Below are 26,437 nucleotides of genomic sequence, written 5' to 3'. Positions count from 1 at the left end.
CCCGCTCGGCCGGGTCATCGGTTCGCGCGCTTCTCAGCGCGGCGCCGCTGCTTGATGATGTCGCGGGCCTCCCGGTCATCCTCCGCGTGCCGGCGGGCGGCGGCGGCCCGGCGTACGCCGTAGCCGAAGGCGGCCACCTTGACCAGCGGGTTCGCGGCGGCGGCGGAGACCACGGCGGCGAGGTTGGCGACGTTGGCGGTGACGTTCTGGGCGTGGGTGGTCATGGTGTCCACCTTGGCGAGCTGGAGGTTCACCCCGTCGAGGGTGGTCTGCGCCTGCTCCAGGGCCGTGTTGACGTTCTTCACCGTGGCGTTGACGTCACCGAGCAGCGGCGCGGTGCGGTCGTTGAGGTCGTTGATCATCCGGGTGGCGGCGTCGACGGTGTGCCGCAGCCGCAGGATGGGCAGCGTCAGGATCAACACGAGCATCGCGAACGCGATTGCCGCGACCAGCGCCGCGACCTCCATAAACTCCACGCCTGTCCTCCTCGAAAGGTCCCCAGGCCCCACGCCCCGGGACGTGCGACCGTCCTACCCACTCCGCCTCGGCCCGACCCGTCACGACCGACCGGCACGACCGGACCCGCCAGCCCCAGACCCTACCGTCCGTGATGGAGCGCTGCTCACGACGGTGAGGCTGTCAATTCGCCGAGTGGATCGTCGGTGGGGGTCGAGTACGGATCCACACCGGTGAGGGATGGGTCGGTGGTCGGCTGCGGCCCGGTCCGCTCGTCGTCGATCGCGTTGCGGACCTTCACCGACACCAACGATTTGGCGCACTTCTCCGCTGCGGGTCCGGGCGCCGGAGTCGGCGCGGGCTGCCCGTCCACCGGCGGCGGCACGCAGGTGGGTTCGCGTACCCAGAGGTCGAGGGTGAGCTCGTCGCGCCGCCAGCAGGTGTAGCTGCCCTCGACCGGCTGCTCCGGGCAACGCGCGTTCTTCCAGCGTTGCCAGCCGTCCCCGGCCAGGGCCTGCTCGTACGCCTGCGCGGTCTCCTTCGGTGCCCGCTGCGACTCGACGGTCCGCTCCCGCAGCCGGCATTCCTCGAGGCACCAGCGGCTGCCGCTGACGTGGTCGACGGTATTCACCGCGGCCCAGGCGGGCACGTCCAGCCCGTCGAGGGTGTCGAAGACCGGGTCGTGGCTGAGCGCGCGCAACCCGAAGTAGAGCGGGACCGCGCCGAGCAGCACCAGGCTGACCAGGACGAGGACACCCAACCGCAGCCGCCGCCGCTCGCGCATCTGCCGCCGCAGTTCGGAGCGGGCGCCACGCAGGCCGCCGGCCTGCGCCGGCTGCGCCTCGACCCGCGGCGCCGGTCCGGCCACATCGGCCGGTCCGGGTCGCAACCCGGCCGGCTCTGCCGGTGGTACCACCGCGGCGGCCCGGGCCACCGCCGGACCGCCGGACCCGGGCGGGGGTACGGCTGCCGTACCGGTCGGTCCGGGCCGACCCGGCTCCGCCCCGGGCGGGACCGAACGGCCGGCCGGCCGTTGGGCGGGCCCACCGGGAGGGGCCACGGAGGCGGCCGCCCGGGCCACCGCCGGAGCGCCGGCCGCCCCGGCACGCCCAGCGGGCCCGCCGCCGGCCTGCGGACCGTGCCCGGCGTCGCCGGATGCTGCTGGGACGAAACCGTCCGGGCCGGGCCGGACGGCGCCCCGGGCCGGGCCGGCACCGGCTGCGTCAGCTACGCCCGGGCCGGAGCGGCCGGGCTGGCCGGGGGCCGGCCCGGGACGGCCGCCGCGAGGCGACGTGTCACGCCCGGCGTCGCCGCCGTGCGGCAGGCCGCCGGTCCGAGCGGGATCCCCACCCACGGGGAAGCCTCCGGTACGGGTCGGATCGTCCGCGCCGCGGTGACCACCGGCCGCCGTGGGGAAGCCTCCGGTACGGGCCGGATCGTCCGCAGCGCGGTGGCCGCCGGCCGCCGTGGGAAAGCCTCCGGTACGGGCCGGATCGTCCGCGCCGCGGTGGCCGCCGGCTCCCGCGGTGGGGAATGCTCCGGTGCGGTCGTGGTCGGCGGCGGACCCGGGACCGGCAGGGCGGCCGGACGGGCCGGCGGGACGTGCGGCGCCCCGGGCGGTTCCGGTCTGGCCAGGCTTCACCGACGGCACGGCCGCGCCGGCCCGGGCCCGGTCGGGCCCGGCGGGAGTGCCGGGTCGTCCGGTCGTCGGTTCGCCGACCGGAGAGCCGGTCGGGCGGGCCGGGGGGACGCTCGGGTCGCCGTCATGGGTGGCCCGCCCGGCCTGCCGGAGCCAGTCGGCAGGGCGCTCGGGGCGCTGCGAGTCGGTCTCCTCGCGGGTCGCGCGGCGCGGGCCCGGAGTCTGCGGCGCCTCGCCGGAGGACCGCCGGGCACCCCGCGCCTCGGGGGCGGCCCGGCGACCAGCCGCGGTCGGTTCGTCGTCGGGCGCCGCCCGGCGACCGGCCGGTTGCTCCTCGGGCGCGGCCCGACGGCCAGCCACGGTCGGCTCGTCGACCGACGCGCCCCGGCGACCAGCCACGGTCGGTTCATCGACCGACCCGCCACGACCGCCCGGCGCGGCACCGCCATCGGGAGCCGCCCGGCGACCCGTCGGCGCGGAAGCGCTCCGGTGGCCACCGGGCGCACCCGGGTCCTCGGTGGCCGCCCGGCGACCACCCGGCACCGCCCCGCCAGGACCAGCCGGACGACCGGCCGACGTCGCGGCGCCGTCCGCAGCGGCGCGGCGACCGGCCGGAGCATCGGTGGCGGCGCGGCGCGGCGTCGGCGTGCCCGGGACCTCCGCCCGGTGTTCGGGGGACGCCTCGGACGGGGCACCCGGGACCGGCGGGGCGTTCCCGCTGAGCGGCACCGCCACCGGTTGGTCGGGCGCGCCGGCCCGGCGTCGACCGCCCCCCACCCTGGCGGGACCGTCCATCCCGGACGGATCGGGCTCCGGAGCACCACGGCGGCGCCGGGCCTCGGAGGCGCCCGGGACGCCGGTCACCGGGTCGACACCGGCGTGGCCGGCAGCGGGCGGACCGGCCGCGCCGGCTGCCGACGGCACGTTGACCCGGCCGGTAGCGGGTTCGGCGGCGGACCGGCGGCCGGCCCCGGAGACCGGGCGGGCCTCGACGTCGTCGGGCAGGGATCGCCGGCCGCCACCGGACCCGGGTCGTCCGGGCGGGGCTGCCCCCTCGGCGTACGGGCCGGTTCCGCCGGCGCCGTGCCGGCTGCGGGGAGTGGGTGGCACGGCGGGACCGGGTGGCTGAAAGCCGGGTCCGGGCGCCTGCCCGTCGCGGGCGTGATCCGGTGCGGGTGCGGCCGGCGGGGCAGTTCGACCGGGCGGGCCAGCCGGTTGGCCCGGCTGTGCGGTGGCGGGAGGAACCAGGCTCTGCTGCCCGGTGGGCACGTCGGGGCCCCGGCGCGGCGGTCGGGACGGCGCGGCGGGTTGCCGGGGCGGCTCGGGTGCACCGGGCCAGGGCCCGTCGACCGGGCGACGGGCAGCCGCCGGATCGGGCCCGCTGGGGCCGCTGGGGCGTACCGGGGGCACCGCCGGTCCGGCGTCCGGACCACGCTGGGCGGACGGCCTGCCCGGACCGGACGGTCCAGGTGGCGGCACCGGAGCGGGGGCGCCGCGCGGCGGCTCGGCGGCGGGCGGGCCGGGTCGCGGCCCCGGGCCCGCGGGGGGCGGCCCGCCGCGCGTCGGCGGCGGGGCGGCGGAACCGCCGGCATCCGGGCCGAGGTCGGCGCGCTGCTGCTTGGCCGTACGCAGGTCGTCGATCCAGCCGAACTCCTCGCCGACGGTCGCCTCGTCCGGCTCGGCCTCGGCTCTGCCCCGCCCCCACCGACGACCCTTGGCGCTCCGGTCGCGCCGCTCGTCGGGGCCGTCCTCCGGCCGCTCCGGACCACGCGCCATCACTGCTGACCCTCCTCGACGGCGTCGCCGCCGCCCTCGTTCACGCCGTTGCCCTGCCCCGCGCCGGCCGGACGACCGGCGGGCACGGCGGCCGGCGCACCGGCCTCCTCGCGGACCACCGGTGCCGGCAGCCCGCGGACGATCCGGCGCAGCAGCGGCAGCCGTCCGGCCACCGCACGTTCCGCGCCGTGCCCACTGGGGCGGTAGTAGTCGGTCCCGACGAGATCGTCCGGAGCGTACTGCTGGGTCACCACGCCGCGGTGGTCGTCGTGCGGGTAGCGGTAGCCCGCGCCGTGCCCGAGACCCCGGGCGCCGGCGTAGTGGGCGTCGCGCAGGGCCCGCGGCACCGGGCCGCCCTGACCGGCGCGTACGTCGGCGATGGCCGCACCGATCGCGGTGGTGGCCGAGTTGGATTTCGGGGCGGTGGCCAGGTGGATCACCGCCTGGGCCAGGTTGAGCTGTGCCTCGGGCAGCCCGACGTACTCGACGGCGTGCGCGGCGGCGGTGGCGACGGTGAGCGCGGCGGGGTCGGCCATGCCGACGTCCTCGCTGGCGAAGATCACCAGGCGCCGGGCGATGAACCGGGCGTCCTCGCCGGCCACCAGCATCCGGGCCAGCCAGTGCAACGCCGCGTCCACGTCCGAGCCGCGCATGCTCTTGATGAACGCGCTGATCACGTCGTAGTGGGCGTCGCCGTCCCGGTCGTAGCGGACGGCGGCGACGTCGACGGCCTGCTCGGCGGTGGCCAGGTCGATCTGCCCGGCGCCGAGGGCGGTGGCGGTGGCGGCCGCCGCCTCCAGGGCGGTCAGTGCCTTGCGTACGTCGCCGCCGGCGAGGCGGACGAGATGTTCCTCCGCCCCGGTCTCCAGGGTGAGTGCACCGCCGAGCCCGCGCTCGTCGGCGACCGCGCGGCGCAGCAGGCCGCGCACCGCATCGTCGTCCAACGGCTGGAGGGTGAGCAGCACGCAGCGGGACAGCAGCGGTGAGATGACCGAGAAGTAGGGATTCTCGGTGGTCGCCGCGAGCAACGTGACCGTCCGGTCCTCCACCGCGGCGAGCAGCGAGTCCTGCTGGGTCTTGCTGAACCGGTGCACCTCGTCGATGAAGAGCACGGTCGGCGGACCGCCCGCGCGCCGCTGCCGGCGGGCGGTGTCGATCACCGCGCGGACGTCCTTCACGCCGGCCGTCAGCGCGGACATCGCGACGAAGCGGCGGTCGGTGGCCCGGGCCACGAGGTGGGCGATGGTCGTCTTGCCGCTGCCCGGTGGCCCCCAAAGGATCACCGACATCGGCGCCGCACCCTCGACCAGCTGGCGCAGCGGTGCGCCCGGGGCGAGCAGGTGGTCCTGCCCGACGAGCTCGTCGATGCTCGCCGGCCGCATCCGGACGGGCAGGGGCGAGTCCGCGCGCGCGGTGGCGAACCCGTCCACGCCGGTGGAGCCCGCGGGGGCGCCGGGCGCTCCGGTGGGTTCGCCGATGGTGAAGAGGGCGTCGGACTGCATCACGAGAACACTACCGGGCCGGGCCGACGACGCTGGAATCGCGCCGCGGCTCGGCCCGCGATGATCCGTTCCGGTCAGCCTCGACCCGGACGCCGACCCCGGTACCAGCGGCCCCGGCCGTGGCCGAATCCGGCCAGGTGCAGGGCGAGCAGCAGGAAGCCGATCAGGCTGAGGGTCTGCGCGTTGAACAGGTCGGGGGCGCCGAGGTTGGTGTTCAGGAAGTCGAGCAGCAGCGCGAAGCCGAACACGATGGCGGCGAGACTGGCGAACATGGCCACTCCTCCGGTGGGGGTCCCAGCAGGGTTGGCGTGGGATGTACCCGATCGGTCTGCCCGTCAATCTCCACCGTGGAACCGCCCGCGGCCGGCGGTGTCACCGCTCGGTGACGAGCAGGAATCCGATCGAGCTCACGGACTCTCCTCTCCTACGCTGGTCGCATGATCACTGCCGACCAGGTTCTGGCGGGCCGGGACACGCTGCTCGCCGCCACCGGTCACCACCCGTACGCCCGGCACGCGCTGTGGCGGGACCACGACGCGCACGGCTGGCGGCGAGACGGCGCGGTGGGCTGGTTGCTCCCGCCGGAACAGGGGCCGGCCGGCGGCGCGCTCGGCACGGCCGGGCCGGCGCTGGACGTCTTCGCCGGCCTGGTCGCCGTCGGGACGCTGCACGCCGGGCAGTGGCTGCACCTGCCCCGCGTCCCACCCGAGGAGGTGTCCGGCCGGCTGACGGTGGCCCGGCTGGACGACTGGGACTTCCTGTGGACCACCACGCCCCCGCCCCGGCAGCCGGAGGAGGAACGGGTGGTCCGCCTCACCGAGTCCGACCACCCGGCCCTTGAGGCGCTGATCGAGGAGTCCTTCCCGACCACCACCTCCCGCACCGGCGACCCGCGGATCGTCGACTGGTACGGCATCCGCGACGGGGACCGCCTGGTCGCCTGCGGGGCGGATCGCAGCCGGGGCGACATCGGCTTCCTCGCCGGTCTCACCGTGGCGACCGACCGGCGCGGGCGGGGCCTCGGCGCGGCGCTCACCGCCGGAATGGCCCGCGCCCTCTTCGCCCGGTACGACCACGTGGCGCTCGGCGTCTATGCCGACAACCTCGGGGCGATCCGGCTCTACCGCCGGCTCGGCTTCACCGGCACCGAACACCGCACCTCGGTCAACCTCGGCTGAGCGGAAGGAAGGGCCCCTGTTAGCGCCTCAGGCAGAGCAGGGGCCCCTTCCTAACAGGTCCGCCCTCAACGCGCCTGAACCGGTGCGACGTCGAGGCCAGCCGGTGCGGCGGCGCGGTCCTCGGATTCCGCCGGGTCGAGAGGCGGCTGACCGACGGGCGTGGCGTTCCGGCCGACGCGCCAGGCCGGCAGGTAGAGCGGCGCGGCCAGGGCGAGCACCACCCCGCCGACCAGCATGGCGAGGCTGATGCTGGTGCGGTCGGCCAGGGCGGTCAGGACCACCGCGCCGAGCGCACCGGCCGGCTGCGACATCATCGAGTTCAGCGAGATGACGCTGGTCCGGTACGGCCCGTCGACCTGCCGGTGCAGCAGCCCCATGTGCAGCGGGTTGGACGCGCCGTGCACGGTGTAGCAGGCCAGGTAGGCGATGAGCACCCCGACCGGTCCGGCGAGCAGTCCCATCCCGACCACGGTCACCCCCTGGAGCACCCGCAGGAGTGCGGCGGCGGGCGCGGCGCCCAGCCGGCGCAGCAGGAGCGGGGTGAGCGCGGCGCCGGCCGCGTTGGCCAGCCAGGCCGCCGAGCCGACCGGGCCGAGCAGCGCCGCGGCACGATCGGCGTTGCCGACCACCTCGGCCAGGCGGACCGGCAGCAGCGACTCGAAGGTGACCATGCCGAAGCCCCAGAACAGTTCGACGCCGACCAGGGCGAGCAGCACCCGGGAGCGGCGCAGCAGGCCGATCGCCTGCCCGACCATCCGGGGCGCCTCGACCATCGACGCGCGCAGCGCCGCGGCTCCGGTGGCCGGCCGGCGCTCGGCCATCAGGACCAGCAGCGCGACCAGCGAGACGACGTGCAGGACGATGGCCACCAGCACGGGCAGGGTCAGCGCGCTGACCGGACCGATCGGGCCGAGCGCGACGAGGCCACCGCTGAGCAGCGCACCGGCGCCGATGGCGAGGCCGATGACGGTGCCGGCATGGCCGAGGCCGCGCTCGTACTCGGCCTGGGGGTCGGCGGCGAGGGTGGCGTCGACGTACCAGGACTCCATGGGGCCGCTGTCGAGTGCCCGGTAGACGCCCTGCAACGCCCACGACAGGAAGAAGAGCCAGAACGAGTCGGCGAACGCGAAGATGGCCAGCGAGATCAGGCCGATGACCCAGGCGGTGGCGAGGACCGGCTTGCGGCCCAGCGCGTCGGCGAACCCACCGGTCGGCAGCTCCAGCGCGAGGACGACCAGGCCCTGCGCGGTGGCGACCAGGCCGATCTGGGACAGCGAGAGGCCGCGCTCCTGCATCAGCAGGATCATCACGGGGATCATCAGGCCGGTGGGCAGCCAGCGCAGGCCGTAGAGGGTGAGGTAGCGGAACCGGACCTGGCGTACGGAGAGACTGTTCATCGCTCCTCCTCGGCGGTCGGTGGGGTGGCGGGTCGCCGGCCCGCAAGCAGCGGCAGGGCGGTGAGGAAGATCTCCACCTGCTCCGCGCCGGGCTCGTCCGGGTCGGCCTCGGTGCGGTAGCGCTCGAGGATCTGCCACAGCTCGTCCGCCAGCGCCTTGAGTCGGGCCGGGGTGATGGTCACGACGTTGTCGCTCATGCCGAACGCGTCGCGCCAGGCCGGTGACCACTGGTGGCGCACGGCGAACCAGTGCTCGGCGTTCTCGACGAGCTGGCGCACCTGGTTGTCCTCGATCCACTCGACGGCGGCCCGGGCGTCGGGGTCGTCGTCGAAGTCGGTGGGCTCCCAGTTGGTCAGATCGTGCTCGGCCCGCCAGAACCGCTGCCGGCCGGTGCCGAGATCCGGGTCCTCGGCGACCAGGCCCACCTCGGCGAGCTGGCGCAGGTGGTAGCTGGTCGCCCCGGTGTTGGTGTCGAGCATTTCGGCGAGCTTGGTGGCGGTCGCCGGTCCCCTGACCCGCAGCGCGCCGAGCAGCCGCGTGCGCAGGGGGTGCGCCAGGACGCGCACCTGCTGGTGAGAGAGCCGCACTGCGCGCGGCGCGGAGCTTTCGTCGTTCCCCATGGGATGCACAATATCTGTGCACACTTCCTATGCACAAGAGTTGTGCACAGGAAGTGTGCATGATTTGAGAGGTGACCGGACGACGGTCAGGCGAGGAGTTCGGTAACCCCGCGCAGCCGGGTACGCAGCAGCCCGGCGGCGCGGGAGGAGTCGAGGCGTACCTCGGCGGGGCGGTGCACGCCGGCGGCGACGGCGGTCGTGGTCTTCAGCCCGGCCGGGTCGAGCCCGGAGTGCCGGGCGACCAGGAGACCCAGCTCGGCCCGGCTCACCGGGTCCGGCCCGGCCACGTTGAGCGGGCCGGCGTAGTCGGACGGCACCAGCTCCAGCACGGCGGCGGCCAGATCGGTCACGTCGATCGGGCAGCGAAGCTCGTCGGTGAAGAGGGTGGCGCGGCCGGCGAGCGCATCCTGGCAGAGCTGGATCTGCTTGCTGCCCTTCCCCACGATCAGCGACGTCCGCACCAGCACCGCGCCCGGATCGACCGCCCGGACCGCGGTCTCCGCCGCCGCCTTCGCCGCCCCGTACGCGTAGATCGGCGTCGGCGGCTCGTCGTCGAGGTACGGCGTCGGCCGCCCGGCGTGCAGGGCGTCACTGGACAGGTGCACCAGCCGCGCCCCCACCTCGGCGGCGGCGTACGCGACATGCGCCGCGCCGTCGGCGGTGACCGCCCAGTCGTCGTACCGGTAGGGGGTGGCGACCACGGCGTCGGGGCGTACCTCGGTCAGCAGCGCGCGCGGCGGCCCGGTCGGTGACGTCGAGCCGGCGTCGCTCGACGCCGGGGACGGTGACGGCGGTCGAGTGATACGTCCCGACCACCCGGGCGCCCGCGGCGACCGCCTGCCGACACACCTCACCGCCGACAAACCCGCTGGCCCCCACCACCAGCAACGTCACGCCGCCCACCCTTCGCCGCATCGATATCCGCGATCATGAGGTTAGCGGGGCGACACGCGGAGCGCGGTCCCCGCCAACCTCATGATCGACGACGAGGGACGGGATCAGGTGGGGTCGGCGACCGGGGCCACCGGGCCGGCGGTGCCGGCGTGCGGGCCGGTCGGCGCCTTCGGCTTGGCGTCGACGCCCGCCTCGGCACGCTGCTGCGCGGTGATCGGCGTCGGCGCGCCGGTCAGCGGGTCGAACCCGCCCCGGGTCTTCGGGAACGCGATGACCTCACGGATCGAGTCCGCGCCAGCGAGCAGCATGCAGATCCGGTCCCAGCCGAAGGCGATGCCGCCGTGCGGCGGCGGGCCGTACTTGAACGCCTCCAGCAGGAAGCCGAACTTGTCCTGCGCCTCCTCCGGACTGATGCCGAGCAGCTCGAAGACCCGCTGCTGCACGTCGCCCCGGTGGATACGGATGGAGCCGCCGCCGATCTCGTTGCCGTTGCACACGATGTCGTACGCATAGGCCAGGGCGCGGTCCGGCGCCTCCTCGAACCGGTCCACCCACTCGGCGTTCGGCGAGGTGAACGGGTGGTGCACCGCCGTCCAGCCACCCTCGTCGGTCTTCTCGAACATCGGCGCGTCGACCACCCAGCAGAACGCCCAGGCGCTCTCGTCGATCAGGTTGGCCCGCTTGGCGATCTCGATCCGGGCCGCGCCGAGCAGCTCCTGCGCCTCCCGGGTGTTGGTGCTGGCGGCGAAGAAGATCGCGTCGCCCGGCTTGGCGCCGACCGCGTCGGCCAGGCCGGCCAGGTGCGCCTCGGAGAGGTTCTTGGCCACCGGGCCGCGCGCCTCGCCGGTCTCCGCGTCGAGCACCACGTACGCCAGGCCCCGCGCGCCGCGCGCCTTGGCCCAGTCCTGCCAGCCGTCCAGCTCCTTGCGGCTCTGCGCCGCGCCGCCCGGCATCACCACCGCGCCGACGTACCCGCCCGCGTCGATCGCGCCGGCGAAGACCCGGAACTCGGTGCCGCGCAGGTAGTCGGTCAGCTCGGTCAGCTCGACGCCGTAGCGCAGGTCCGGCTTGTCCGAGCCGTACCGCGACATGGCGTCGTGCCAGGTGATCCGCGGGATCGGCCGGGAGATCTCGTAGCCGGCCAGGTCCGACCAGAGCGCCGAGACGATCGACTCGCCGAGTTCGATGACGTCGTCCTCGACGACGAAGGACATCTCGATGTCGAGCTGGGTGAACTCGGGCTGCCGGTCGGCGCGGAAGTCCTCGTCCCGGTAGCAGCGGGCGATCTGGTAGTACCGCTCCATGCCGCCGACCATGAGCAGCTGCTTGAACAGCTGCGGCGACTGCGGCAGCGCGTACCAGCTGCCGGGCTGGAGCCGCACCGGGACCAGGAAGTCGCGGGCGCCCTCCGGGGTGGAGCGGGTCAGGGTGGGGGTCTCGATCTCCAGGAAGTCCCGCTCGTGCAGCACCTTCCGGGCGAGCTGGTTGGCCCGCGAGCGCAGCCGCAGCGCCTTCGCCGGGCCGCTGCGGCGCAGGTCCAGGTAGCGGTACTTGAGCCGGATGTCGTCGCCGGCCTCGATCTGGTCGTCCACCGGCAGCGGCAGCGGCGCCGCCTCGGAGAGCACCTCCAGCTCGCTCGCGGTGACCTCGACCTCGCCGGTGGGCAGCTCCGGGTTCTCGTTGCCCTCGGGGCGGCGGGTCACCTCGCCGGTGACCTTCACGCAGAACTCGTTGCGCAGCGCGTGCGCGTCCTCCTCGCGGAAGACCACCTGGGCCACGCCGGAGCCGTCGCGCAGGTCGACGAAGATGACACCGCCGTGGTCGCGCCGGCGGGCCACCCAGCCGGCGAGCGTCACCGTGGTGCCGGCGTCCGCCGCGCGCAGGCTGCCGGCGTCATGGGTACGGATCACGACTTGCGTCTCCTCATCTGCGGTCCACGTCTGCTCCCCGCATTCTGTCAGGGTGCCCCGCCCGCCACCGGCACCGGGCGTGGTTGCCCGGTCAGCGAACGGCTCCCGCCGGAGGCGCACGCCTTCCCGTGCTTGCTGTCCAGACGCGGAGAGCGGGCCGCCGGAGGTCGGCGGCCCGCTCTGCACGATGTCGGTCAGGGTCAGATGATGCTGACGCCGTAGACGCTCATCGGCTCGGTGACCGGCTGGAAGTAGGTGGTGCCGCCGGAGCGGCAGTTGCCGCTGCCGCCGGAGGTCAGGCCGACCGCGCTGTTGCCGCTGAACAGCGAACCGCCGCTGTCGCCGGGCTCGGCGCAGACGTTGGTGCGGATCAGGCCGGAGACGCTGCCCTCGGCGTAGTTGACCGTGGCGTTCAGCGCCTGGACCGTGCCGCTGTACACGCCGGTGGTGCTACCGGAGCGCGACACGCTCATGCCGACGTACGCGTTGGCGGCGCCGGTGACGTCCCGGTAGGAGCCGTTGTACAGGTAGACGTTGCCGGTCGCGTTGGCGGAGTTGCTGTGCTTGACGATGCCGTAGTCGTTGCCCGGGAAGCTGGTGCCCGCGCGGGTGCCGAGGACGGTGGTCTGGCCGGAGTTGGAGTACCAGGTCGAGCCGATGTTGGTGCAGTGCCCGGCGGTCAGGAAGTAGGTGGTGCCGGAGCTGCTGCGGACGTTGAAGCCGAGCGAGCAGCGGCCGCCGCCGGCGTAGATCGCCTGGCCGCCGGAGATGCGGGTGCTCAGCACACCGGCCTCGGCCTCGATCCGGACGGTGCCGCCGGTACGGGCGGCGGCGGCCTTGACCCGCTCCAGCTTGGCGCCGGTGATGGTGCTGTCGACGGAGACCACGACCTGGTTGGTGGCCGGGTCGACCCACCAGGCGGTGCCCGGGATCTTGGCGGACCGCTCCAGCTCGTCGGTGGCCGCCTGGAGCTTGTCGGCGCCCCGGGTGACGAGCTTCGGGGTGGCGCCGGCGGCGCGGACCTGGCGCGCGGCCGCGTCGTCGGTCACCGCGATGACCATCTTGCCGCTGTTGTCGGTGTACGCGCCGGCGGCACGGTCACCGAGCTTGGTGGCCAGGTCGGCCGCGGCGTCGGGGGAGGCGGGCGAGGCAGGGGCCGCCTGGGCGGGTGCGCCGAGGAGTGAGCCCGTGACCAGGGCACCGGCCACCGCGATGGCGGCGGCGCGGCGGAGCGAGGACCTCGTGGGTCGCATGTAACAACCTCCAGGGAGGGGGTGACGGGCGGCGTCACACCGACGCGCCCGAGGACAACCGGCCGACCTGGGGGGAACCGGCCGAGTGACCAAAGTATTCACATATTTAAGATCATTGGCAAGGTAATGCTTTGCCCGGATTGAGCCCGCTCGAAAAGCAATCAGGGCGCAACAATGTGGACACAGAGTGTCATCGATACGATTGGTGTCGCGTCCCTCGTCCGACCGTACGCCGAGGGACGCCTCAGCTCCGGCGGCGCGCCCCCGGACCCGGCCGGGGCAGTAGGTCGCGCGGTTCGATCACCCCGTGCCCGTCGGCGCAGCGCAGCGCGACCCGGACCTCGGCCCCACAGTCCCGGTGGGCGACCGTCAGCGGCGAGCCGTCCGGATCGGCCAGGTAGCGGTCGCCCCAGCCGAGCACCGCCACCAGCACCGGCCACAGGTCGAGCCCCTTCTCGGTGAGCCGGTACTCGTGCCGCAGCCGGCTGCCCGGCTCCCGGTACGGCTCCCGGCGCAGCACTCCCTGCTCGACCAGCGTGGCGAGCCGGTTGGTGAGCACCTGCCGGGGGATCCCGGTGCGCACCCGCATGTCGTCGAAGCGGCGTATGCCGTTGAAGACCTCGCGGAGCACGACCAGGGTCCAGCGCTCGCCGAGGATCGTCATCGCGCGGGCGATGGTGCAGTTCTCCACCGACCAGTCCAGTGCCGCGGGTGTCATGCCGACAGGCTAAGTCTGATTGACAGACTCAGCAACGCGCTGCGAGGCTGCGTCCATGACGCAGACGCAGGACCGCAGCCGCACCTTCTCCTGGTCCGACCCGCTGGCCGGGGCCGCCCACGTCGGCCGCCGCAGCGGCCTGGAGCTGCTGCGCGCGATGATCGCCGGGGAACTGGCCGCGCCGCCGGTCATGCACCTGATCGACATGGCCCGACTGGAGGCCGACGAGGGCCGCGTCGCGGTCGAGCTGGTGCCGCAGGAGTTCCACTACAACCCGCTCGGCACGGTGCACGGCGGGGTCATCTCCACGCTGCTCGACACCGCCGCCGGGTGCGCCGTCCACAGCACCCTGCCGGCCGGCGTCGGCTACACCTCGCTGGACCTGAACGTGAAGTTCCTCCGGCCGGTGACGGTGGAGAGCGGCCGGCTGCGCTGCGAGGGCACCGTGCTCCAGCGCGGCCGCCGCACCGCCCTGGCCGAAGCCCGCCTGACGGACACGAGGGACCGCCTGATCGCCCACGCGACCTCGAGCTGCCTCCTCTTCCCCCTGGACACCCCCGCCTAACCCGCTCCCACCCCGACCCTCACCCGGTTGATCATGGAGTTGTCGTCGGCCGCCCAGCGTGTCACGACGACAGCTTCATGATCAACAATGCGGTCAGAGGGTCAGCGGGTCAACAACGCGGGTCAGCGGGTCAGCGCGTCGCGGCGAGGCGAGCGGCGCGGGCGGCGCGCCTCTCCTCGAAACGGGACGCCTGGCGGTCCAGGTCGGCCAGGTGGGCGCCGATCTGGTCGCGGGCGGCCTCGCCGTCGGCGTCCAGCCCGGTCACCTCGAAGATGTCCCACTGCCGCAGCACCGGATTCACCACCTCGTCCCGGTGCTGGCGCAGGTCATAGATGCCGGCCAGGGCGATGGCCACCGACTTTCGGGCGAAGCCCTCGATGCCGACGCCCGGCATCTGGAAGTCGGCCAGCACGTCGGCGACCGCGCGCATGGCCTGGCTCGGCGCGAGTTCGAAGGCCGCGCCGAGCAGGTTGCGGTAGAAGACCATGTGCAGGTTCTCGTCGGCCGCCACCCGGGCCAGCAGCGCGTCGCAGTTCGGGTCACCGGCGGCCCGGCCGGTGTTGCGGTGCGAGATCCGGGTGGCCAGTTCCTGGAACGAGACGTACGCCAGCGAGTGCAGCACCTCGTCGTCGTGGACGTTGTGGTAACCCGCCGACATGTGCACCATCCGGGCCCGCTCCAGCGCCACCGGGTCGACCGCCCGGGTCACGGTCAGGTAGTCCCGGATCGCGGTGCCGTGCCGCCCCTCCTCGGCGGTCCACCGGTGCACCCAGGTGCCCCACGCGCCGTCCCGGCCGAAGAGCGTGGCGATCTCGTGGTGGTACGAGGGCAGGTTGTCCTCGGTGAGCAGGTTGACGATCAGCGCGGTGCGGGCCACCTCGGGCAGCTTCGTGTCCGCCTCCGTCCACGCCTGCCCGCCGAGCGGGCCGTCGAAGGTGCGCCCCTCGCTCCACGGCACGTACTCGTGCGGGAACCACTCCTTCGCCAGCGACAGATGCCGGTCGAGGTTCTTCTCGACGACGGGCTCGAGTTCGAGGAGAAGGGCAGTTTGGCTGAGCACGGTCACGAGGTTCTCCCTACGGTGGCGTAACTTACGCCACCGTAGGGTGAATCGTCGTCACACGCCAGTCGAAGGACCCACCAGCGGCTTCAGGTCCTCCCGGGCCGGGGTCCACTCGCCGGCCGCGGCGGCCAACTGCTCGCCGGAGCGGATGTCTTTCACCTCGTCGCCCGCCACGCCGGAGAACCAGACGTACGGGATGCCGCGGCGCTCGGCGTACCGGATCTGCTTGCCGAACTTGGCCGCGCTCGGCGACACCTCGGTCGGGATGCCCCGGGAGCGCAGCGCCTCGGCGATCTTGTTGCTCACCGGCCGCTCCTCCTCGCTGTTCACGGCGACCAGCACGCAGGTCGGCACGCTACGCGAGACCGAGAGCGCGTCGGAGCCGAAGAGCAGGCCGAGCAGCCGGGTGACCCCGATGGAGATGCCCACGCCGGGGAACCGGACGTTGCCGGCGCTGGCCAGGTTGTCGTACCGGCCGCCCGAGCAGACCGAGCCGAACCGCTCGTAGCCGATCATCTGCGTCTCGTAGACGGTCCCGGTGTAGTAGTCCAGGCCCCGCGCGATGCGCAGGTCGGCGACGCAGAGGCCGGGCGAGTGCGCCGCGGCGGTCTCCACCACCGTGACCAACTCCGCGATGCCCTCGTCGAGCAGTGGATCGGTCACCCCGAGGGCGTGCACCGCGTCGGCGAAGGAGGCGTCGGGCGCGGAGATCTCCGCCAGCGCCAGACACGCCTTGGCCTGCGCCTCGCTCGCCCCGGCGGTCTCCGCCAGCAGCTCGGCCACCTTCGCCGGGCCGATCTTGTCGAGCTTGTCGACCGCGCGCAGCGCCGCCTCCGGGTCGGTCAGCCCGACCCCCCGGTAGAAGCCCTCGCAGATCTTGCGGTTGTTGACCTGGATCCGCACCGGCGGGATCGGCAGCGAGCGCAGCGCGTCCCCGATCACCAGTGGCATCTCGGCCTCGTAGTGGGCCGGCAGGGTGTCCCGGTCGACGATGTCGATGTCGGCCTGCAGGAACTCGCGGTAGCGCCCCTCCTGGGGGCGCTCACCCCGCCACACCTTCTGGATCTGGTAGCGGCGGAACGGGAACTGCAGCTTCCCGGCGTTCTCCAGCACGTAGCGGGCGAACGGCACGGTCAGGTCGAAGTGCAGGCCGAGCGCGTCGTCGCCGGTCGCGCCCCCCGGGTCGGCCTGCAGCCGGCGCAGCACGTAGACCTCCTTGGAGGTCTCCCCCTTGCGCAGGAGCTGGTCCAGCGGCTCCACCGAACGGGTCTCGAGGGGGGCGAAGCCGTACAGCTCGAAGGTGGCCCGGATCCGGTCGAGGACGAACTGCTCGATCATCCGCTGGGCAGGCGTCCACTCCGGGAAGCCGGAGATGGGCGTGGGCTTGCTCATGGCGTAACTCCTTGGGCGCCGCGCGGACCGCGCGGACAGGTCGTGGTCGCGGTACTCAGAGACCGCGGGTGGGCGCGGCCGGGCGCGCGCCGCCGATCCCCGCCACCTCGATGAGGTACGGGTTGGTCGCGCGCTCGCGGCCGATGGTGGTCGCGGGGCCGTGGCCGGGCAGGACGACGGTGTCGTCGGCCAGCGGGAGAACCTTCTCCCGGAGGCTGGCCAGCATGCGGGGCATGCTGCCGCCCGGCAGGTCGGTGCGGCCGATCGAGCCGGCGAAGAGCACGTCACCGGAGAGGCAGATCTGCTCGGCCTCCCAGGGCGAGCCGGCGCCGGGCGTCCGGAACAGCACCGACCCGCCGGTATGGCCGGGCGCGTGGTCGACGGTGATCTCCAGGCCGACGAGGCGGAGCGTGGACCCGTCGGTCAGCTCGGCCACGTCGTCCGGCTCGGCGTACGGCAGGCGACCGCCGAAAAGCTGGGTGAGATCCGTCGAGAGCGCCTTGGCCGGGTCGGCGAGCAGCTCCCGGTCCTCCGGATGGACGTACGCGGGGATGCCGCGCGCGCCGCAGACCGGCGCCACCGAGAAGGTGTGGTCGAGGTGGCCGTGGGTGAGCAGCACGGCGGCCGGGTGCAGGCGGTGCTCGGCGAGCACGGCGTCGAGCCGGTCCAGCACCCCGATCCCGGGGTCGACCACCACGCACTGCTCCCCCGGCGCGGTCGCCACCACATAGCAGTTGGTGCCGAAGGCGTCCGCGGGAAAGCCGGCCACGAGCACGTCCGCTCCCCTTCCGTTCGAGTCGTCGTCCCCCTGGGCAGCCTAGTCGTCCGGGCCATCGGGTTCCGCCGGCACATGCGTCCCAGGGACCCCGGCAGGGCACAACGAGAACGTCCGAAAAATCTTGGACCGAACCTCGTACACCACTTTCCCAGCCGGTGGCCGTACACTCTGGCGGGCGTGTGGCGTGGCGCACCTAATTATTGACGGGGCGGACAGCGCAGAGCGCCGGCGAGGACCAGGGTAGAGGAAGGGGAGCACGGGTGGCTTCCAGCAGGGACCGGCAGCGCAAACTGGCGCGGGCCAAGCTCGACCGGCAGCTCGCCCGGCGGGCTGCCGCCGCGAAGCGCCGCCGGCAGATCCAGGCCGGGGTCGGCGCGTTCGTGGTGCTCGCGTTGATCGGGCTCGGTTCGGCGTGGGCGCTCGGTGCGTTCGACTCCAAACCGAAGCCGAAGGCCGCCGAGGACACTTGCCTCTGGACCCCGCAGGACGCCGGCGCCAACACCAACCTCAAGGACGTCGGTACCCCGCCCACCAGCGGCCTGCCGACCGCCGGCACCCGGGCGATGACGGTCACCACCGACCAGGGTGGCCCGATCACCACCGAACTGGACGTCGCGTCGGCGCCGTGCGCGGCGGCGAGCATCTCGTACCTGGCCGGCAAGTCGTTCTACGACAACACCAAGTGCCACGAGATCACCGCCGAGGGCGCGCTGCGCTGCGGCGACCCGAGTGGCACCGGCATCGGCGGCCCGGCCTACTCGTTCTACGACGAGAACGTGCCCACCGCGCCGGAGGCGAGCCCGTCCGCCTCGCCGGCGCCGGATCAGCCCCCGGCGTACCCGAAGGGCACGGTCGCCATGATCGCCAACCCGCCGGGGGCCAACGGCAGCCAGTTCCTGATCTTCTTCAAGGACTTCAACCCCGAGAAGCCGGCCTACCCGATCATCGGCAAGGTCACCGGCGGGCTCGACGTGGTGGAGAAGATCGGTGCCCTGGAGACCGTGGACAATGGGAGCGGGGCCAAGGTCACGCCGAAGACGGACGTGGTGATCCAGAGCCTCACCGTCGGCGAGCCGGACGCGGCGCCGGCGGCGAGCCCCAGCGCCGGCTGATCCGGCCGCCCCACACCCCATCAGAAGCGGCAACGTCCGCGCCCGGAGAAACACCGTAAGGAGTGACCGTGACGTCCACCAGAGAGCGGCAGCGCGCGGCGGCGCGGGCCCGACTCGAGCGGGAGATGAGCGAGCGGGCCACCAAGGCGCGCAAGCGCCGGCAGACGCAGGCCATCGTCGGTGCCGCGGCGGTGCTGGTGCTCGTGGTCGCCGGCACGGTGTGGCTGGTCACCTCGCTCGGTGATGACGACAAGCAGAACACCGCCAACGCCGCCGGCTACGCGCAGTGCGCCTACACCGAGCTCCCCACGGAGGGGCGCCCCCAGCAGATCAAGGACGTCGGGCTGCCGCCGAGCCAGCAGGACAACAAGGGCAGCCAGACGATGACGATCGACACGAACCTCGGCCCGATCACCGCGAAGATCAACCGCGACCAGGTGCCCTGCACCGCCGGCAGCTTCACCCACCTCGCCAGCAAGGGCTTCTTCGACAACACCAAGTGCCACCGCCTGGTCACCCAGGGCATCCAGGTGCTCCAGTGCGGTGACCCGAGCGCGACGGGCAAGGGCTGGCGGGACACCGACGGCACCGGCGGCCCGAGCTACAACCTGGCCGAGGAGAACCTGCCCACCGACAAGCGCCCGCCGTACCCCGAGGGCGTCATCGCGATGGCCAACTCCGGCCAGCCGGGCAGCACCGGCAGCCAGTTCTTCATCGTGTACGGCGACTCCCAGCTCGACCCGAACTACACCGTGCTGGGCACGATCACCGGCGGCATGGACCTGGTCAGGCAGATCGGGGCGGCCGGTGACGACGGCGCGTTCGCCGAGCAGGCCGGGGGCGGGCACCCGAAGAAGGAGGTCGTCATCAACAAGCTGACGATGAGCGACATCCAGGGCGGCTGACCCACCGCACGGACAGACAGAAGCGCCCGCCGGCCGAGCCGGCGGGCGCTTCCGCGTGGTGCCTCAGGCGCCCGAGGTGACCCGGTACGCGTCGAAGACGCCGTCGACCTTGCGGACGGCGGCCAGCAGGTGCCCGAGGTGCTTCGGGTCGGCCATCTCGAAGCTGAACCGGCTCACCGCCACCCGGTCCCGGGTGGTGGTGACGGTCGCGGAGAGGATGTTGACCCGCTCGTCGGAGAGCACCCGGGTGACGTCGGTCAGCAGCTTGTGCCGGTCGAGTGCCTCCACCTGGATGGCGACCAGGAAGGTCGACGCGGAGGTGAGCTTCCAGCTCACCTCGACCACCCGCTCGCTCTGCGCCTTCAGGTCCTCCGCGTTGGCGCAGTCGTCCCGGTGCACGCTCACCCCGCCGGAGCGGGTGACGAAGCCGAAGACGGCGTCCGGCGGCACCGGCGTGCAGCAGCGGGCCAGCTTGATCCAGACGTCGCTGACGCCCCGGACGACCACGCCCGGGTCGTGGCTGGACGCCCGGCTGCGCGGCGGCCGGGTGGCGACGGCGGTCTCGGCGATGTCCTCCGCCGCACCCTCCTCGCCGCCGTACGTGGCCATCAGCTTCTGCACCACCGACTGGGCGGAGACCTGGCTGTCGCCGACGGCGGCGTAGAGCGAGGCGACGTCGGCCAGGTGCAGGTCCCGGGCGATCGCCATCAACGCGTCCGGGGTGAGCATCCGCTGCAACGGCATGCCCTGCTTGCGCATCGCCTTGACGATCGAGTCCTTGCCGGCCTCGATCGCCTCCTCGCGCCGCTCCTTGTTGAAGTACTGACGGATCTTGGTGCGGGCGCGCGGGCTCTTGACGAACCCGAGCCAGTCCTGGGTCGGGCCGGCCGTGTCGGACTTCGACGTGAAGATCTCGATCACGTCGCCGTTGGACAGCGTCGACTCCAGCGGCACCAGTTTGCCGTTGACCCGCGCGCCGATGCACTTGTGCCCGACCTCGGTGTGCACCGCGTACGCGAAGTCCACCGGCGTCGACCCGGTCGGCAGCGGAATGACGTCACCCTTCGGGGTGAAGACGTACACCTCCTGGCTGGACAGGTCGAAGCGGAGCGCGTCGAGGAACTCGCTCGGGTCGGCCGCCTCCCGCTGCCAGTCCAGCAGTTGGCGCAGCCAGGTCATCTCGTCGATGTGCGCCGGCGGGCCGACGATCTGGGTGCCCTTCTGCTCCTTGTACTTCCAGTGTGCGGCGATGCCGAACTCGGCGGTGCGGTGCATCGCGTACGTGCGGATCTGCATCTCCACCGGCTTGCCGGTGGGCCCGATGACCGTCGTGTGCAACGACTGGTACATGTTGAACTTGGGCATCGCGATGTAGTCCTTGAACCGGCCCGGCACCGGCTGCCAGTTGGCGTGGATGACGCCCAGCGCCGCGTAGCAGTCCCGCACCGTGTCGACCAGGATCCGCACCCCGACCAGGTCGTAGATGTCGTTGAAGTCCCGCCCCCGCACGATCATCTTCTGGTAGATCGAGTAGAGGTGCTTCGGCCGGCCGGTCACCTCGGCCTTGATCTTGGCGGCCCTGAGGTCGGTGCCGACCTTCTGGGTCACCTGGCGCAGCAGCGCCTCCCGCTGCGGCTGGTGCTCCCCGATCAGCCGGTTGATCTCCTCGAACCGCTTGGGGAAGAGGGTGCCGAAGGCGAGATCCTCCAGCTCCCACTTGATGGTGTTCATGCCCAGGCGGTGCGCCAGCGGCGCGAGGATCTCCAGGGTCTCCTTGGCCTTCTGCTCCTGCTTGGGGCGGGGCAGGAAGGTGAGGGTACGCATGTTGTGCAGCCGGTCAGCCAGCTTGATCACCAGGACGCGCGGGTCCTTGGCCATGGCGACCACCATCTTGCGGATGGTCTCCGCCTTGGCCGCGTCACCGAGCTTGACCTTGTCGAGCTTGGTCACGCCGTCGACCAGCAGGGCCACCTCGCCGCCGAAGTCGGCGCGCATCTGGTCGAGGGTGTACTCGGTGTCCTCGATCGTGTCGTGCAGCAGCGCCGCGACCAGCGTGGTGGTGTCCATCCCCAGGGTGGCCAGGATGGTCGCCACGGCGAGGGGGTGGGTGATGTACGGGTCACCGGACTTGCGGTACTGACCCGAGTGCCAGCGGGCCGCGGTGTCGAACGCCCGCTGCAGCAGCCGGGCGTCGGCCTTGGGGTGGTTCTCCCGATGTAGGGAGATCAGCGGCTCCAACACCTCGCTGACCTGGGAGGTCTGCCACGGTGCGTTGAACCGGGCCAGCCGGGCGCGCACCCGGCGCCCGGTCGGGGCGTTGGAGAGGGCGAAGCCACCGCTGGCGGAGGATTCCCCCGCGCCGTCGGCCCGCAGCGGCACCACGACCGCGCCGCCGGACGGCGTGCCGCCGTCCGCCCTGGCGTCGGGCCCGCCGTCGGAGCCGGTCAAGCGGGTCGGCAGGTTGCCGTTCTGCCCGGCCGCCGAGCCGTCCGCGTCGCCTGTCGGGTGCACCGTGCCCTCCACCGGAGGGACGACATCGTGGGACACCGGCCTCCTCACCGCTCGCCGGGATGCGCCGGCCGTCCGGCCGACGTTCTGTTCAACCGGCCCGGGGGCCGGCCTTGTTCCGCCGCCGGCCGCCCCGTCGACGTGGTCCGCGCCGGCGCATCGGGACCTCCCAGTCCCGGCGCACCCGCGCGCCGCGCCGGCCGCCGGCCGGACGTCGCGCCGCCCGGACGGTCACCCGCCCGGTCAGCAAAGGGCAATCCTACCCGTACGCAGGGTGCCCCGCCCCTCCGCCGGACGGACCTCGTCGCGGCGGCGCGGCCGGCCCCGGCGTCAAACGGTCAGCAGGGCATGGACCGGACGCGGGGCGAGCCGCTCGCGGCCGTTGAGGAAGCCCAACTCCAGCAGGACGGTGAAGCCGCTGACGGTGCCGCCGGCCCGCTCGACCAGGTCGAGGGTGGCCTCGGCGGTCCCCCCGGTGGCGAGCACGTCGTCCACCACCAGCACCCGGTGCCCGGCGGTGAAGGCGTCCTGGTGCACCTCCAGGGTCGCCTCGCCGTACTCCAGGGCGTACGAGGCGGCGTGCGTGGCGCGGGGCAGCTTGCCGGCCTTGCGCACCGGCACCACCCCGACCCCCGTGGCGTACGCGATGGCCGCGGCGAGCACGAACCCGCGGGCCTCGATGCCGGCCACCGTGTCGAACGAGTCCCGCCCGTGGTACGCGATGATCCCGTCGATCACCTCGCGGAAGACCGCACCGTCGGCGAAGAGCGGCATCAGGTCCTTGAACATGACCCCGGGCTGGGGGAAGTCCGGCACGTCCAGCACCCGGCTGGCGACCAGTTGGGCGACCTCCGGGCCGCTGTCTCCCCGTACGCCGGTGGTGTGGGTCTCCGTCACGTTACGTCCCATGTCCCTTCGAAACGACGACGGCGTCCGTCATGCCGCTCGCACAGCATGACGGACGCCGTCGTGTTGATTCCTGCCGGGTCGACCCGGTCAGGTCGGCGGTTCCGGGTCAGCGGCGCTTCGCGCCGCCGGGCCGGTTGGCTCCGCCGCCGGGGCGACCGCCCCGGGCGCCGGAGGAACGCTTGGCGGCCGGCCGGGCGCCCACCTTCGGGGCGGCACCGGCGAGGGCGGCCGCCTCCGGGTCGATGGGGTCGTCGGCGGCGGCCACCGCGGCCCGCGGGGCGCCCTTCGGGGCGACCTCGCCCCGGGCGATCGCACCCCGGCGGGCCAGCACCCGCTTGTTGTGGGCGCTGATCCGGGGGTCCTGGTTCTTCAGCAGGACCAGCGCCGGGGTGGCCAGCAGGATCGAGGTCAGGAACGCCACCGCCATACCGACGAAGAGCACCAGGCCCAGGTCCTTCAGGGTGCCGGCACCGAGCAGGCCCGCACCGATGAAGAGCAGACCACCCACCGGGAGCAGGGCGACCACCGAGGTGTTCAGCGACCGCATCAGGCTCTGGTTGAGCGCCAGGTTGGCCGCCTCGCCGTAGGTCTGATTGTTGTTCGCGGTGATGCCGCGGGTGTTCTCCTGGACCTTGTCGAAGACCACCACCACGTCATAGAGCGCGAAGCCCAGGATGGTGAGGAAACCGATGATCGTCGACGGGGTGACCTCGAAGCCGACCAGTGAGTAGATGCCGGCGGTGAGGAGCAGGTTGGTGAGCAGCGAGGCGATCGCGGCGATCGCCATCCGTAGTTCGAAGCGGAGGACCAGGTAGATCGCCACCACCGCGATGAAGATCAGCAGACCGAGCAGGGCCCGGTCGGTGACCTGGCTGCCCCACGCCTCCGAGACCTGGCTGCCGCTGATCTGGTCCGGCTGGATACCGAACGACTGCGCCATCTCGCCCTTGACCGCGTTGGCCTGCTCCGCGCTGAGCTGCGGGGTACGCAGCTCGTAGTACTCACCGCTGGTGCTGCCGACCTTCTGGGCGGTGACCACCTCGATGCCGCCGCCCTTGGCCAGCAGCGCCGCGTTGACCTTCTGCTCGGCGTCGTCCAGGGTGCCGACGCTGGCCGGCACCTGGAACGAGTTGCCGCCGGCGAACTCGATGCCGAGGCTGAAGCCACGGAACACGAAGCTGGACAGGGCGACCAGCACCAGCAGGCCGGCGACGCCGAACCACACCTTGCGCCGGCCGACGATGTTGACATCGGCCTCGCCCCGGTAGAGCCGGGACGCCAGACCAGTCTTAGCCATCTCAGGCCTCCTTGACGCGCGGGTTGCGAGCGGTGGCCTGCTCGGCCGACCGGGCCGGCAGGGCCCGGCCGAGACCGCTGACCCGCGGGGACAGGAACGCCCGGGTCCGGGCGAACATCGTCATGATCGGGTGACGGAAGAGGAACACGACGACCAGGTCGAGGACGGTCGCCAGGCCGAGCGCGAAGGCGAAGCCCTTGACCGCGCCGACCGAGACGATGTAGAGCACCACGGCGGACATCAGGGTGATGGCGTTCGCCGAGATGATCGTCCGGCGGGCCCGGATCCACGCCCGTGGCACCGCGCTACGCGGGCTGCGGCCCTCCCGGATCTCGTCCTTGAGCCGCTCGAAGTAGATGACGAACGAGTCCGCCGCCACACCGAGCGAGACGATCATGCCGGCGAGGCCGGCGAGGGTGAGGGTGAACCCGATCGACCGGCCGAGCACCACCAGCGAGCCGAAGACCAGCAGGCCGGAGAGGACCAGGCTGAGGAAGATGACCGAGCCGAGCAGCCGGTAGTAGAAGAACGAGTAGATGATGACCAGCAGCATGCCGATGCCGGCCGCGAGCAGGCCCGCCTTGAGGTGGCTGTCGCCCAGGGTCGCGGTGACGTTCTGCTGCTCCTGCGGCACGAAGGTCACCGGCAGGGCGCCGTAGCGGAGCTGGCTGGCCAGCTGGTTGGCGCTCTGGCTGTCGAAGTTGCCGGTGATCTGGGAGTCACCGGTCAGCACGCCCTGGATCTCCGGGGACGAGACGATCTCGTTGTCCAGCACCACGGCGACCCGGCACTTGCCGTCCTGGCCGAGCGCGGTCTGGTCGCAGGCCTGGCCCTCGTTGTTGAACGACTCGCGGGTCAGCGCCGTCCACCGCTCCTGGCCCTTGCCGGTGAAGTTCAGGCTCACCACCCAGGCGCTGGCCTGGTCGAGCTGGGCGGACGCGTTCTTGACGTCGGTGCCGACCACCTTCGCCACGTCCAGCAGATACTTGGCGCCGGACTCGCAGGCCACCGCCCGCTGCTTCTCGTCCTTGATCGACGCCGGCGGCCGCTTGTCGAGCTGCTCGCAGGTGATGCTGGGGACGTTGAACTGCATGTCGACCGGCAGCACCGCGATCTCCTCCGGGGAGAGGGCGCCGAACGGCTTGATCTTCTCGGCCAGCGACGGGTCGGTGGTGAGGTCGGCCGGGGCCTGCAGGCCACTGGCGGCGGCCCAGGCGTCCTTGCCGACCTTCTCCTCGACGGCCTTGCGCTGCTCCTCGACGCTCTGCGACACCGGCTCCTCGCTGGCGCTCGCGCTCGGGGTCGCGCTCGGCTCGGCGGCGCTCGCCGAGGCCGACGGGGTCGCCGTGGCGCTGGCGCTCGGCGCCGGTGCCATGCCGCCCTGACCGCCGGTGCTCGGCGAGGCGGTGGCCTTCGACTCGGCGCTTCCGGACGGCTTCGGCGTCGCGCTGCCCGACGGGGCCGGCGTGGCGCTGCCCGACGGGGCCGGGGTCGCGCTGCCCGACGGGGCCGGGGTGGCGCTCGGGGCCGGCGCGACGGCGGCACCGCTGCCGTCGGTGGCCTTGAGGACCTTGCGGAAGCGCAACTCCGCCGCGCTGCCGACGTCGGTCAGGTCCCGGTTCTCACCGGGCAGGGAGATGACGATGTTCCGGTTGCCCTCGGTGACCACCTCGGCCTCGGCCACGCCGTACGCGTTGACCCGGCTCTCGATGATCTGGCGCGCCTCCTCGAGGTTGGCGGCCGTCGGGGGCTTGCCGTCCACGCTGTTGGTGGCCTCAAGCGTCAGCCGGGTGCCGCCGACCAGATCCAGGCCGAGCCGGGGCTCCAGCCGGTCCTTCCAGCCACCGCTGGCACCGCCCGAGAAGAACACCAAGAGATAGAGGACGACAAAGATGAGCCCGAGCACGGCGAGCTGCCGTCCGGGCCGCATCTGTCCCTGAGGTGGTGCCACGGCTGTCTTGTCTCCCTGTACGGTCGCGCCGCTGGGCAGCGGCGACGAATATCGGGCCGGGGGTGTCCGCCCGACTGGTTTGGTGGGCCGGCGCCGTCCGCTGACATGCCTCCAGGGGTGACGACGAGGCGCCGGAGGAAATTCCCGGCGTGCCGGCGTCGGGCGCCGATCCAACTATCCACTTGTATCGCTGAATCCGCTGCCCCGTCCGGGGCCCGCGGTCACTCCTTGACCGGCTCCGCGTCCTCGGTGACCGGCTCGATCGTCTCGGGACGCTCGGCCCGGGTGGTCACCCGGGCGATCGCCGGACGCGCGTACCGGGTCTGCACGCCCGGAGCGACCTCCAGCAGGACGGTCTCGTCGTCCACCTGCGTGACCGTGCCGTAGAGCCCGCCGATGGTGACGACCTCGTCGCCCGCGCCGAGCGCGGACTGCATCTGCTCGGCCTCCCGGCGCCGCTTCTGCTGGGGGCGGATCATCATGAAGTACATGACGCCGAAAAGCAGAGCGATCATCAGGATCGGCGTAAGGCCGCCGGCTCCCCCACCACCCGCTGCTGCGTAGAACACGGTGCTGACCTTCCCATTGGTCTCCGCACCGGGCCGAGGGCGCCG

General features: G+C 73.0%; 21 protein-coding genes and 1 pseudogene. 4 read left to right on the top strand and 18 right to left on the bottom strand.

Going from position 1 to position 26,437, the window contains the following annotated elements; all coding sequences use genetic code 11:
- Positions 1 to 14: 14 nt before the first annotated feature.
- The 4 genes from ACIRG9_RS20000 to ACIRG9_RS19985 all read right to left on the bottom strand — a co-directional run bounded on the left by ACIRG9_RS20000 (position 15) and on the right by ACIRG9_RS19985 (position 5,645).
- Positions 15 to 476, bottom strand: a complete 462-nt coding sequence (locus tag ACIRG9_RS20000) for a DUF948 domain-containing protein (protein WP_402857638.1) — start codon at positions 474 to 476, stop codon at positions 15 to 17.
- 146 nt (positions 477 to 622) lie between these two features.
- Positions 623 to 1,240, bottom strand: a complete 618-nt coding sequence (locus tag ACIRG9_RS19995; protein WP_402857930.1) for a hypothetical protein — start codon at positions 1,238 to 1,240, stop codon at positions 623 to 625.
- Positions 1,241 to 3,870: 2,630 nt separating this feature from the next.
- Complete coding sequence (locus ACIRG9_RS19990; protein ID WP_402857635.1) at positions 3,871 to 5,373, bottom strand: replication-associated recombination protein A; 1,503 nt, start codon at positions 5,371 to 5,373, stop codon at positions 3,871 to 3,873.
- A gap of 74 nt (positions 5,374 to 5,447) precedes the next feature.
- Complete coding sequence (locus tag ACIRG9_RS19985; RefSeq protein WP_402857632.1) at positions 5,448 to 5,645, bottom strand: hypothetical protein; 198 nt, start codon at positions 5,643 to 5,645, stop codon at positions 5,448 to 5,450.
- A gap of 165 nt (positions 5,646 to 5,810) precedes the next feature.
- Here ACIRG9_RS19985 and ACIRG9_RS19980 point away from each other — a divergent pair, with 165 nt between their 5' ends.
- Entirely contained in the window at positions 5,811 to 6,551 is a 741-nt protein-coding gene (locus ACIRG9_RS19980; RefSeq protein WP_402857629.1) for a GNAT family N-acetyltransferase, read from the top strand.
- Positions 6,552 to 6,616: 65 nt separating this feature from the next.
- On the opposite strand, the gene ACIRG9_RS19975 is transcribed toward ACIRG9_RS19980, so the two are convergent.
- From ACIRG9_RS19975 to ACIRG9_RS19950, 6 genes and pseudogenes are all read right to left on the bottom strand, one after another.
- Complete coding sequence (locus ACIRG9_RS19975; protein WP_402857626.1) at positions 6,617 to 7,948, bottom strand: MFS transporter; 1,332 nt, start codon at positions 7,946 to 7,948, stop codon at positions 6,617 to 6,619.
- Positions 7,945 to 8,568, bottom strand: coding sequence for an ArsR/SmtB family transcription factor (locus ACIRG9_RS19970; RefSeq protein ID WP_402857623.1), 624 nt, complete (start codon positions 8,566 to 8,568; stop codon positions 7,945 to 7,947). Before ACIRG9_RS19970 ends, ACIRG9_RS19975 begins: the two co-directional genes overlap by 4 nt.
- A gap of 86 nt (positions 8,569 to 8,654) precedes the next feature.
- Positions 8,655 to 9,462 (bottom strand): annotated as a pseudogene (locus ACIRG9_RS19965) (sugar nucleotide-binding protein).
- A 104-nt stretch (positions 9,463 to 9,566) separates the two neighbouring features.
- Positions 9,567 to 11,372 carry an aspartate--tRNA ligase gene (gene aspS / locus ACIRG9_RS19960; protein ID WP_402857620.1) on the bottom strand — a complete coding sequence of 602 codons (1,806 nt, stop codon included), beginning with the start codon at positions 11,370 to 11,372 and terminating at the stop codon, positions 9,567 to 9,569.
- Between the two features lie 200 nt (positions 11,373 to 11,572).
- Positions 11,573 to 12,625, bottom strand: coding sequence for a S1 family peptidase (locus ACIRG9_RS19955; RefSeq protein ID WP_402857617.1), 1,053 nt, complete (start codon positions 12,623 to 12,625; stop codon positions 11,573 to 11,575).
- A gap of 244 nt (positions 12,626 to 12,869) precedes the next feature.
- On the bottom strand, positions 12,870 to 13,343 hold the full coding sequence (locus ACIRG9_RS19950) for a winged helix-turn-helix transcriptional regulator (RefSeq protein WP_402857614.1): 474 nt from the start codon (positions 13,341 to 13,343) through the stop codon (positions 12,870 to 12,872).
- Positions 13,344 to 13,398: 55 nt separating this feature from the next.
- Here ACIRG9_RS19950 and ACIRG9_RS19945 point away from each other — a divergent pair, with 55 nt between their 5' ends.
- Entirely contained in the window at positions 13,399 to 13,908 is a 510-nt protein-coding gene (locus ACIRG9_RS19945) for a PaaI family thioesterase (protein WP_402857611.1), read from the top strand.
- A gap of 130 nt (positions 13,909 to 14,038) precedes the next feature.
- Here the strand turns inward: ACIRG9_RS19945 and ACIRG9_RS19940 are convergent, their stop codons facing one another.
- From ACIRG9_RS19940 to ACIRG9_RS19930, 3 genes are read right to left on the bottom strand one after another with little or no spacing between them, the layout of a single operon-like run.
- Positions 14,039 to 14,974 carry an acyl-ACP desaturase gene (locus tag ACIRG9_RS19940; protein ID WP_402857608.1) on the bottom strand — a complete coding sequence of 312 codons (936 nt, stop codon included), beginning with the start codon at positions 14,972 to 14,974 and terminating at the stop codon, positions 14,039 to 14,041.
- 51 nt (positions 14,975 to 15,025) lie between these two features.
- Complete coding sequence (gene hisS, locus ACIRG9_RS19935) at positions 15,026 to 16,363, bottom strand: histidine--tRNA ligase (RefSeq protein WP_402857605.1); 1,338 nt, start codon at positions 16,361 to 16,363, stop codon at positions 15,026 to 15,028.
- A gap of 55 nt (positions 16,364 to 16,418) precedes the next feature.
- A complete protein-coding gene (locus ACIRG9_RS19930) occupies positions 16,419 to 17,138 on the bottom strand; it encodes an MBL fold metallo-hydrolase (protein ID WP_402857602.1) in 720 nt (239 codons plus the stop codon).
- Positions 17,139 to 17,401: 263 nt separating this feature from the next.
- Here ACIRG9_RS19930 and ACIRG9_RS19925 point away from each other — a divergent pair, with 263 nt between their 5' ends.
- Both ACIRG9_RS19925 and ACIRG9_RS19920 read left to right on the top strand, forming a co-directional pair.
- The gene (locus tag ACIRG9_RS19925) at positions 17,402 to 18,253 is read left to right on the top strand and encodes a peptidylprolyl isomerase (RefSeq protein ID WP_402857599.1); all 852 of its coding nucleotides are present in this window, start codon (positions 17,402 to 17,404) and stop codon (positions 18,251 to 18,253) included.
- Between the two features lie 68 nt (positions 18,254 to 18,321).
- Entirely contained in the window at positions 18,322 to 19,158 is an 837-nt protein-coding gene (locus tag ACIRG9_RS19920; protein WP_402857596.1) for a peptidylprolyl isomerase, read from the top strand.
- Positions 19,159 to 19,221: 63 nt separating this feature from the next.
- On the opposite strand, the gene ACIRG9_RS19915 is transcribed toward ACIRG9_RS19920, so the two are convergent.
- The 5 genes from ACIRG9_RS19915 to yajC all read right to left on the bottom strand — a co-directional run bounded on the left by ACIRG9_RS19915 (position 19,222) and on the right by yajC (position 26,392).
- Positions 19,222 to 21,705 (bottom strand): RelA/SpoT family protein, encoded by a 2,484-nt coding sequence (locus tag ACIRG9_RS19915; protein ID WP_402857593.1) that lies wholly within the window; start codon positions 21,703 to 21,705, stop codon positions 19,222 to 19,224.
- Positions 21,706 to 21,996: 291 nt separating this feature from the next.
- Complete coding sequence (locus tag ACIRG9_RS19910; protein ID WP_402857590.1) at positions 21,997 to 22,563, bottom strand: adenine phosphoribosyltransferase; 567 nt, start codon at positions 22,561 to 22,563, stop codon at positions 21,997 to 21,999.
- Positions 22,564 to 22,681: 118 nt separating this feature from the next.
- On the bottom strand, positions 22,682 to 23,872 hold the full coding sequence (gene secF / locus ACIRG9_RS19905) for a protein translocase subunit SecF (RefSeq protein ID WP_402857587.1): 1,191 nt from the start codon (positions 23,870 to 23,872) through the stop codon (positions 22,682 to 22,684).
- 1 nt (position 23,873) lies between these two features.
- Positions 23,874 to 25,823 (bottom strand): protein translocase subunit SecD, encoded by a 1,950-nt coding sequence (gene secD, locus ACIRG9_RS19900; RefSeq protein WP_402857584.1) that lies wholly within the window; start codon positions 25,821 to 25,823, stop codon positions 23,874 to 23,876.
- Between the two features lie 221 nt (positions 25,824 to 26,044).
- The gene (gene yajC, locus ACIRG9_RS19895) at positions 26,045 to 26,392 is read right to left on the bottom strand and encodes a preprotein translocase subunit YajC (RefSeq protein WP_402857581.1); all 348 of its coding nucleotides are present in this window, start codon (positions 26,390 to 26,392) and stop codon (positions 26,045 to 26,047) included.
- Positions 26,393 to 26,437: the final 45 nt, after the last annotated feature.

Origin of the sequence: Micromonospora sp. NPDC093277, assembly GCF_044765245.1 — a bacterium.
Taxonomy (GTDB): Bacteria; Actinomycetota; Actinomycetes; order Mycobacteriales; family Micromonosporaceae; genus Micromonospora.
Note: the sequence above shows the minus strand (reverse complement) of the source record. Positions and strands in the feature narration are given on the sequence as shown.